Source organism: Bacteroides sp. AM23-12 (genome assembly GCF_003434395.1).
Classification (GTDB): Bacteria; Bacteroidota; Bacteroidia; order Bacteroidales; family Bacteroidaceae; genus Bacteroides; species Bacteroides thetaiotaomicron.
On record NZ_QTLF01000003.1, the window covers coordinates 372,281 to 382,522 of the forward strand.

Below are 10,242 nucleotides of genomic sequence, written 5' to 3' on the forward strand. Positions count from 1 at the left end.
ATTGTTCGTGCCATCAAACCATGACAGCTGTAATATCATCTTCTGATGTAGCAATTCATTTTCCATCTTTCTGAACTTCCCAATAGCAATATGTCATTATACGATTCCCACTATCAAATTCCATAAGAATAATTGAGTAATTACCTCCATCAGAACTACTATATACGATGTTACAACCTATATTCTTTTTTAATTCAGTATTAAAATTCATATTATCTAAATAAATCAATTTTCACATAGCTCCTCGAATAAAAGGTACCCCAACATGAGTATATATATCGTTTCATGTCAGGGTAACACTTATTAATGCAAGAGGCCAATCTATATCAAAATATCTATAATTATTTCATATTTATAATCTTCCTTATTTGGAATACTACAAACCAGATAATAATAATAATCGTAAATAAATGAGGTATAAGTTCTGTACCATAATACCAATAATCATCTTGCATATCTGAGACATTTTTAACCATAGTCCCAAAAACAAAATTAATTAATTGAAAAAATAATGCACCTAAACTTAGTAGCACTGCAACTACTCTGAAAATAATTTTCAATATGTTATTGTCCATAATTTATTTGTATATTTGGATTTTGTATTAACCATGAATCTAAGATTGGCATAAGTTGATTCCAAGTTATACCATTGTTAGCATTCCAAAAACTTCCACTATCAATCCAATCTCTATGCCTATATTGATACCCTTCATTGCTTTTCTTTCTTATTTTATAATTCGCATTAGGAATATCTCTGCTACCATCTATTGGAAGACTTAATCCTTGTACCCAATCATTAGTAATCGTAGCATCAATCAAAAATGTTCCAACCGAGCCCATCAATTCAGAAGGCAACCATGTATTTAGATGAATTGAGAAATCAACATTCCAACCTTGCTCTTTTAAATATCGAACAATACCTTCTGAAAAAGCACCTCCCATACTATGAGAAATAATTCGGAATACATCCTCTTGTGGATTCATACCCATTATCAATTGTTTGTAATTTTCTTTAGCATATGCATATCCATCTAAATTTCTTAAAAAGGTAGAACTACGCAAATAGTTAAAATCAAAGTCGGTGAAATAGGCACTTTGATCATTAAAAAAGTTTTTTGCACCTTTAACAAAAGAACTATTTACTCCTCCCCAATAAGTGCCACCTCCTCTAGGAGATCCAAACCCTAAATACCCATTAACAAAAATAATCTTCTGCCCATCGGGGTCAATACAATTATGTGGTGTATTTAATCCATATACATACGAACTAATTGAATAATACTTCTCACTCATCGGATCAACCGCATGCCATCTACCAAGCGCTGCATCATACATACGCGCCCCATAATCATACCAATCAAGACCATTCTTCCTATCAAGTTCTTTACCGTTATACTTACGAATGTTTATCTACTAATGTACTCTCTGCAAATGACACCTCATAAGGATAATAGTGATTAGTCCGGACAACTGTTCCATCAAACTTTGCTACCACACGGCTATTACCCTGATGATCCTGAAGATAAAAAGAATACTGCCCATCTTCAATATAGCCAACTTCATTTAAACTGCTGTAATTCTAATCCCACTTAAAAAAACGTCGTATTCTCTCTTCTTTATCATAAACCCCTTTATTATAAATATACCTTACCCTTTTTGATAAAGAATCTCTTAAGTCACTCGAATAAACTGCATCATTATGCATTATTCTAAATTTCTGTGGGATATTATTAATATTCAAGAAGCAAAAAGTCGAATCGCTAAACAGCTTATACATAGACATCCAAATATCCTTATCCGGTAAATTCTGAAGAAATGAATGGGGAGGTTCACTATCATATTTCAAGGATTTAAAATCATGAGGGGCAATAGCAACTGGAAGTGAATCCCTCAAAACCAATTTTAATGTATCCGGTCCATTTATTACAGCATAGCACATACTCCTCGCTGAATTCCTCGATAATAGCAAAACGGAATCAGTCTGATTTCTTACAAATATTTCTCCTGAGAATCTTTCTACATAATTCTTCAGACTATCAATCTCAAGTTCAAAAAGGTCCGGAATATATGAACTGGGAACAATAATATCGTGCGAAGTCAATCCCATCAATGCAGTTTTCTCCTGGGGTATATCTCCAGAAAAATACGACCAAAGTTCCGGATATTCAAATAGACGATAATAATTAGGCAACATCTTTACTAAGATATGTTTATCTTCATATTTTCGAAGAGCCAACAGCCAATCACGACCTCTGTTTAAACATAAATTTTCATGAAAGTTAGAGTCCGAAACAAAACCTCTCTCAAACAATTCTGTGCGTGACATTTCAGGCTCATCTAATTCGATAAAGCAAAGATATCTTTCTTTATACTTTATCACTCTGGAAGGTAACTCAGCACCATCAGAACCAGGAGAATCTGATTCACCGATATAATAAAGTGAATTAGAATCTGTCGAAAACACTTCATCTATTTCTATATATGTCGTAAGTAAATAGCCACTATCTATCAGCACTTCCACCTGTTTTGCTACACGCTGATGAATATCTTCCAAAGAAGGGGAGGGGGATATGCATCCCCCCAGTATAATTAATAGAACAACATAGACTAATTTTCTCATAAGCATATCATTTACGTTTTATATATTGCAATAAATCTGTAGCATCATATACACGAATAGAATTTACCCGACTTGCATTTTTGGTATATTCATATATCATACCCTTTTTATCAGTACTCACACGGTTATCTTTCATATACACAGCATTCTTACGTTGTGGCTTAGCTAAGTTAAAATCATTACCAGCTCCACCTTTCGTTCCTCCGAGCAAATGAGAATGAATATCTATAACTTTTTCTCCTTTCACAGAAAGTTTATTTTGAGCATATACACCATTATCTACCCCATATGGATCTCGATCTGTCGCAACAACAGCTGTTCTTGTACCATTATCATCATAAACATCTAACTTCCATTCAACAGTTGTGTGATCAGCAGCAAATTTAAAAACAGTAGCAGCTGTCTCCAAATCTTGAGTACTTCCATAAGATTTCTTCACCCGATTTTCCTTCTGCTCTTTCGCCTGCATACTATGTATTTCCCCAAGTAACCCCTGATTTACAGTTACTGAAATAGAACGATCACTGGAAAGATATAAATTATCTGTTGAGCCTTTACCTCTCTTATCAATAGGAGTCTCATTAAATAATCTTCCTGATCTGCTGATAACATAATCATCCTTTCCGTCTAAGTCTATCCTCAACACAGGATTGTTCTTACAATAAGTATACGGACTCCAACTATAATACTTCTCACTCATCGGATCAACCGCATGCCATCTACCCAATGCAGCATCATACATACGCGCCCCATAATCATACCAATCAAGACCATTCTTCCTATCCAGCTCCTTACCGTTATACTTATAAGGCTGCACAGCATTACTTACCGAACTTGATAGCAGACCGCCAAACGGATAATAATGGTTCACTTCTTCAACATTACCACTCTGGTCTACAACCACACGGTTATTACCCAAATGATCCTGGACAAAATAGTGATACTTAGAATCGTCCAGTGTAACATAGCCAGCTTCTGTAAGCAACTTGACAGGGATTCCATTTTCATAGATCACATTGCCGCAATAATCAGTTACTGTAGTATCACTCCCTATGATATGCGTCGTACGAAGTTTTATTCCATCAGCATCATAAAGATAAGAAATGACATGACCGTTTTCAAATTCTATACGACTCGGTAAATTTAAACAATTATATTGGATATTCAATATTTTCTTGTTCAAATCTTTCGTCATATTACCATTTTCATCATATTCATATTCAGCTTCTTTGTTTACTCCGTCTTTGAAATCAAAGCCATTGCCGTAAACAGAATTTGTAGCCCTATCTGATACTGATTTTAGTTGGTTCCCATTATAGGACATTGCCAGATCATCTATCAAGCCGTATCCGGTAGATGAAGTCTGTCCGGAACGTTTGATCCCTAAAATATTACTCATCTTATCGTATCCGGTTACTTGTTCATTGAAGCGATTCTGATTTTGAACGAGAACACTGCCTTCTCCATACACCGCATTCGTCAAACGATTCAAATTATCATAAGTAAAGTGGTAGCCTCTCATTATATCATCTTCACCCGATTTCCAAACCATACTGCTGATATTACCATTGTAATATGGAATACCCGTTCCGTCCGTATAATGCAATACTTGCTCAAAAGATGAACCAGTGATACCAGTTAGCCAACTACGAATATTATACGAATAAGACGTATTCAACAGACCGTTATGGAACGTCTTCCGGGATAAGCGTCCCAAATCATCATACACATTGTCAATAAGAATCACTTCCTGAGCATCTCCCAAACGATGCAGCGCCTTTACAAGACGTTCGGCATGATCATACTCATAGGTATAACTGTCACTCAAAATCTCATTTCCAGCCCCGGTCTGACGGTGTAAATGCCGCAAGGCGTTCCCATTAAAATCATAGGAAAAGAAATCACGGTCCATACCACCTAAATGGTTGTCAGAAACAGTTTGAGAAAGGCGACCACGATCATCATAATACATCACTGAGTAATTGTAGGGAGAATCCACTCCATATTCACCATTACGATACTGATCGTATGCATCCGTATGCAACTTAGCTATTCCTGTCAACATTCCTTTAGCACTGGATGACGTAGCGGCAAAACCTTCTTCATGGGTATATCTAAATTCATCTCTTGCCGAAAGATCTGTCCGATACATAAAGTCATAGTTATCATAATAATTGATTACCTGAACTAATGGTTTCGGCCCCACTAATCCTGCCATAAGACTTCCACTAAACTGATACCCCCCATATTCAGTACTTCCTACGTATTGACAAACATACCAATTCGACAATCCACTAAAAATAGGTTTTAAATAAGGATTATCAAACGGATCAATCGCAACTTTACATACTCCCTGCAAGCATACACGACCGAATGCATCCGGAATACTAAATTTCCATTCTCCTCTTTTACGTTCCTCGCCATTCTGGCTAAATATAAGATTGTTGTTTACATTATAGACATAGTATTCCCATGAAATTCCTGGAAGCTTTTTAGCCATGAGGTTTCCCGCCACATCATATTTATACAAATATCCATACATATCGAGTTTTTCTGCAGGAATATTACCTACACTCAACTGATCGGACAATGCAGGAGGAAGAACAGCACAAAGTTTTCCCAAATCATCATAAATATAGTAAGTATCCGACAATTGCTTATCCCCTTTCAGTCTTGATTCTATACGACGTTCCAGAACGGTTCTTTCCAAACGGTCTTTAAATTCAAACAAAGTGACTCCATCTTCATCCTCTGAGCGTGTAACAAGCAAGCTTCCATTTTCATACTGTTTACTTACACTAATATTTAATGCTTCTCTTGCCCCATTGATCAATTGAAAACCGAAACAACCTAAAGTATCATTACCAGCGATATTAACGTACTCATCTATTTTCAATGATCTGCCATTTTCACGCCATACTCTCCCCGGATTATGCTGTTTAATTACTTTTTCCAAAGGAGAATTTTCGTAGGTAAAGGTTAAATACGGATAAGCATCTCCTCCATAAGTATTGCGTGCCAATTCTCCACAAGAAGCTACAGATATGAAATCACCTGTGTTTTGTGTCGTTACAGCTGGCAACCATGTATTGGCTTTACGCCCCCACCCATCATATTCTTGTAGGGTTACTAAATCTTTATGACTAGGACTCACACCTTGTTGTACCGTTTCTTTCGAACGCCCCAGCCCATCATAGTAATTAACCACAAGCATACCTTCTTCCTTATTTCCTGTCCTACTCTTGAAAACAGAAACAGCATTTTTGCCAAAACGTTCGGGCAATAGATCATTTCCCCAATTTATTGCAGGAAAAGGAATAGCCGGCATCGGCTGTTCTTCCGGAGCAAGTCCTTTTGTCTCTATTGACAGAGTCATGATATAAAATAAAGGAAGTGGTCGAATTGAGTCCATCGGCAAGACCGGATCTATTGGCGGAAAAGGATCAATCGGCGGAAAAGGCTTTATTGGTTCATGCGGGTCGATCGGTTTAATATCAAAAGTATTAGTTTTCAATACACTTGCAGCATTCACACCATTATCATCAGGAACAAGAATATCTTTGTTCTTTTCTATTACAGTCGATGTCAAACAATATGTACCGGCAAATAACAAAAGAGTATCAGTGAAACTCACTGATGATAAAGAATCCGGATCAACACTTTTCGCATTCTGATAATACACCTGATTAGTGAGCAAATTATCATCTGTTATTTTTAATTGACATTCCAATTGTCCCGGAACTTTCTCCATTTCCATTCCCATAGTGAAATAATTAGACTTAAAAGAAATATATAATGGTTCTTTCACACGAAACAAGTAGTTTGCGCAACTCACTGACGATGTATCAGAAATGTTTATATGGTCCAGATGTTTTGTTTTAACCATATCCCTCTTCAACGTGTCATATTCGAGCTTACCTATCTCATTCTGCAAAGAATTCTGCGCAGGTATTTCTATCGAAAATCCTGACAGCAAAATTAGAAGTAATATTATTTTATGCAATTTCATAGTTGTCCTCCTTTCTCTATGGCTACTTCTCCACTTTCAATCTTGGAGCCATAATAATAATTGTAATCATATATATTTAATATCCGTTTTTGATAATCTCCATCTTTAAATTCCATAATATAATTCTCTGTCAGGCGACCCAGAAAATCATATTTATAAAACACAGTGATTCCATTAGGCTTTGTTTCTGAGACCAAACGCAACTCATTTGTATATTTGTAAATATAGAAATGCGTTCCGGATATCTTATGCCTGATATTTTCTATTTTTAGCAAATTAGTTGCAGAGATATCGGATGAAGAGAAATCCTTCACATTCATTCCCAATGCTTCTTCCACTTGATTAAGAGTGGCATTTTCTATCCGTGATATTAACCGTTGACCTTCAGCTCCCCATATCAATACAACGGGCGTTGACTCTTCGTGAAGATATATAGGATTCCCATAACCATCCACAGCCTGCACAGTGTAATGTTTATGCACATAACCATCTCTATCTGTACTAATCTGCTTTATATAAGGTATAGGACCCATATACTGATATACCTCTTTTAAATAAGAGCCGCCTGTCTGTTCTTTTTTACTAGAAACCGGAGATAGTATATGTGCTTCTTCCATCCATTTATATTCCGGTAAAGTTGCAGCATAAACATATTCTGTCAGAGTACTTTTTCCATCGCTGTTTCTACCGGCTATTTGGCTTAACTGCTTATACTTATTATATTGATACGCCTTTTCTATAACAAATGCCGTATTTCCCGATTGAGGATAAAGAGTTTCTATAACAGAGTCGGTCAGATAAGCATGTGTATATGTACGAGTTAAAGTCCCCACTTTTCCTAGCATGAAATTGTCTAAATCTGTACAAAAGAACAACACCATTTGATCAGCTGTTACAAATGAGCCTGGAGTTACCTCTTTGTATCGGTAATTCACCTTCTTTCGCAAACGATCATTGACATCATAGTATTCTTCAGACAACAACTTTCCTCTCTCCATAGAACGACTGCTAAATGGCATTGTATAAGAGTTCCCTTCAAACATAGAATAAAAAGCAAGCTCGTCATAATGAGTATTACCATAAATATCCTCATTATAGTTAGAGTAATGACGCACAATATAACCTTGCGACTTATTATCTTTGTCGAACGCTTCTTCAATTACACAAGAATAACCTACATCCGGTGTATTCAGATTAGTAACTGATGGGAAAAAACCTCCCTTTGATTTGAGATATAACGATATTGCATTCTTAGGATCAGGCTCCTTATCTCCATCCTTAAGAGTATACACCATCTCATTAACAGGAAGACTTTTCAATATTCCACTACTTTTTCCAAATCGGTCACGGGTATTCGAATAGTAATATTGCTTGGCACCAAGCACATTATCTTCATTATCCAGATTGGTAATACGCCGAATACGCAAACCGCCTGCAGTACCACTTTTGTCTGTTAATGACATCAAAGAAGGAGCTACCACTTTTGAATAGTTGTTCAATTCATATTCAAAACGGCTTTTTCCACCTGTTGGATAAATGACTTCCGTCAAGACCTCTGCCAAAGTATATTGCAAACTACTATAAGTCTGAGAAAAATTAGGTATCTCGGCAAAAGCAACACTTCCTCCTGTATAATATCCCCACGAATCGGCAATCGGGCGTACATAATCATTTGGCATACGTTTTTCCGAATTATAAAGAAAACGATATTCAGGTACGCGACCTCCGGTCAAATTCTCAGGTATATTATACCAAGTAAGAAAATAAAATCCATGTGGGTGCCATACATAGTTAGGGATCAAATCCGGATTCCCTGAACGTTCCGTAATTAAAGACAATTTAGTACGATTATTCCTTGCATAGTCAAAATATATAGTTTTCAAAGCCTTGGAGTTCTTTCCTTTCACATAAATACAATGAAGAATTTTATGTTGTAGTTTTGATTTAATCGATTGACGCAATGTTGCCTGATCGGTATTATCAATTTGGTTTCCTAAAAACAGAGTAAATTGATTAGCCGGGTCTTCAAAATTCATGTTATCTATATCCTGACGGTCATAATTTGCATTGTCTTTCCATGCCAAATAACTATCAACAAACTTATCTCCATATCCGTATTCATTGTAATAATTGAATTCCAATATCTCGTTAGGTGTTTTTATAGTCTTTAAATTAACTGGGAAAAGCAGATACCCAGTCATCCCTGAACGCCCACTTTGTATACCACTATAAGTGCATGGTATGTTGGTCACCACTTTCTGTTGGGGTACATAACGAAGATCACACATGATAGCTGAAGTGTCATAACTGAATTCTATTACCCGCTTGTCTACGGTTGTTATTTTGGACAACCTCCAGGTAGTAGCTATTAAATCACTGTTATAGCGGGCATAATAAGGAATACTATATTCAGTAGCGTTGATTCCACCAAATTCATACCTGCATCCATCAGGAGTAATCAGCGTAAATTTATTGAAAAAACGATTGTTTCTTGTGCTTGCTCCCCATCTACTTACATCAAGACGTTTTCCGACTTCCGACAAACTAAGAAAGCCTTCCCCATCAACAGGATTAAATTCCACACGTATATCCTGATCAGAAACAACATTCCACTCTCCATTACCGGCATAGTAGAAATTTCCAGAATAACCACAAACACTAAACGAAAATTCGTCAGCAGTTAATTCATAATAATCATTTTCCGTGCTTTGTATATGCATCGTTTCTGCTTTAAACTGTTCATTACTGATATTTTTCAATTTAGAAGCATGTGCATAATAACCCGGAGCATATCCATTTGATTGACATTTCTCATCATACATTCCACGAACAGAACGTGTAATATAGCCGCCTGCTATAAGATTCCATCCAAGTCCAAGACAACCAGACTGGGAATTAGGCTTTACCGAAGCCAAATGATAACTTGCAGCAAGTGATAACGAATAGTTACCAGCTTTCAATTCATAAATAGGCACGGATATATCCGGAACTCCCGTATATAAACTAACTGGAACTTTTCCATATTCTCCCAAACCGGCTATTTCCGGACTGGGTACATTTTTAATAGGTATTTGTTGCTGACCTATACAGTTGAAACTGAATATTGCCAGAAAAACAAATACTGATAGTAGTCTTTTTTTCATATTCTTTGATATATAATAGTTTCTTAAATAAAATCACAATACTAAGAAACTCCCTGCCCGATAAAGTAGCGCGCATATTCCCATGACAGGGAGTTCCCGTTAATTACTTCTCTTACAGATTCATCGCATTAGCACCCAATACGCCTGCCACAGCCGACGCTACCGCGATAACCACCTTCAGGATCATATCCCATACAGATCTCTTCATTGCCATCATTTACCTCCTTTCTTGTTCTTTAAATAGTTTAGTTTACTCTGTGTTTCTTCCGTGTCTTCTGCCGCAAATTCTTTAAATTCCTGCTCGGCATCAAAGCACGGACACGCCTTCATCCACTCTTCCGGTTCTATCTCTCCATTACCGTTCCTGTCCGGCGAGAGATCCCGATGCCCGCACACCCGGCAGCCGGGGAATACCTCCAGCAGCTGATGAATCAGCAGCCGAAGCGTAGCACGCTGTTCCGGCGTCCGGG

5 protein-coding genes and 1 pseudogene are annotated in these 10,242 nt (G+C 36.9%); all 6 read right to left on the reverse strand.

Features of this window, described 5'->3' with window-relative positions; genetic code table 11:
* Positions 1–564: 564 nt before the first annotated feature.
* Complete coding sequence (locus DW640_RS05250; RefSeq protein ID WP_370448814.1) at positions 565–1,410, reverse strand: RHS repeat-associated core domain-containing protein; 846 nt, start codon at positions 1,408–1,410, stop codon at positions 565–567.
* 169 nt (positions 1,411–1,579) lie between these two features.
* Positions 1,580–2,620 (reverse strand): Imm65 family immunity protein, encoded by a 1,041-nt coding sequence (locus DW640_RS05255; protein WP_225637758.1) that lies wholly within the window; start codon positions 2,618–2,620, stop codon positions 1,580–1,582.
* 7 nt (positions 2,621–2,627) lie between these two features.
* Positions 2,628–6,428, reverse strand: coding sequence for a JAB-like toxin 1 domain-containing protein (locus DW640_RS23930; protein WP_370448813.1), 3,801 nt, complete (start codon positions 6,426–6,428; stop codon positions 2,628–2,630).
* A gap of 197 nt (positions 6,429–6,625) precedes the next feature.
* Positions 6,626–9,772, reverse strand: coding sequence for a hypothetical protein (locus tag DW640_RS05265; RefSeq protein WP_048699344.1), 3,147 nt, complete (start codon positions 9,770–9,772; stop codon positions 6,626–6,628).
* A gap of 112 nt (positions 9,773–9,884) precedes the next feature.
* The gene (locus DW640_RS23525; protein WP_149192781.1) at positions 9,885–9,980 is read right to left on the reverse strand and encodes a smalltalk protein; all 96 of its coding nucleotides are present in this window, start codon (positions 9,978–9,980) and stop codon (positions 9,885–9,887) included.
* A gap of 5 nt (positions 9,981–9,985) precedes the next feature.
* Positions 9,986–10,242, reverse strand: a pseudogene (locus DW640_RS05270) (N-acetylmuramoyl-L-alanine amidase); the annotation flags it as partial.

What these genes read in the sequence shown, in the direction of transcription:
- DW640_RS05265 (WP_048699344.1), bottom strand. Translation starts at nt 9,772, where the DNA reads ATGAAAAAAAGACTACTATCAGTATTTGTTTTTCTGGCAATATTCAGT.
- DW640_RS05255 (WP_225637758.1), bottom strand. Translation starts at nt 2,620, where the DNA reads ATGAGAAAATTAGTCTATGTTGTTCTATTAATTATACTGGGGGGATGC.
- DW640_RS23525 (WP_149192781.1), bottom strand. Translation starts at nt 9,980, where the DNA reads ATGAAGAGATCTGTATGGGATATGATCCTGAAGGTGGTTATCGCGGTA.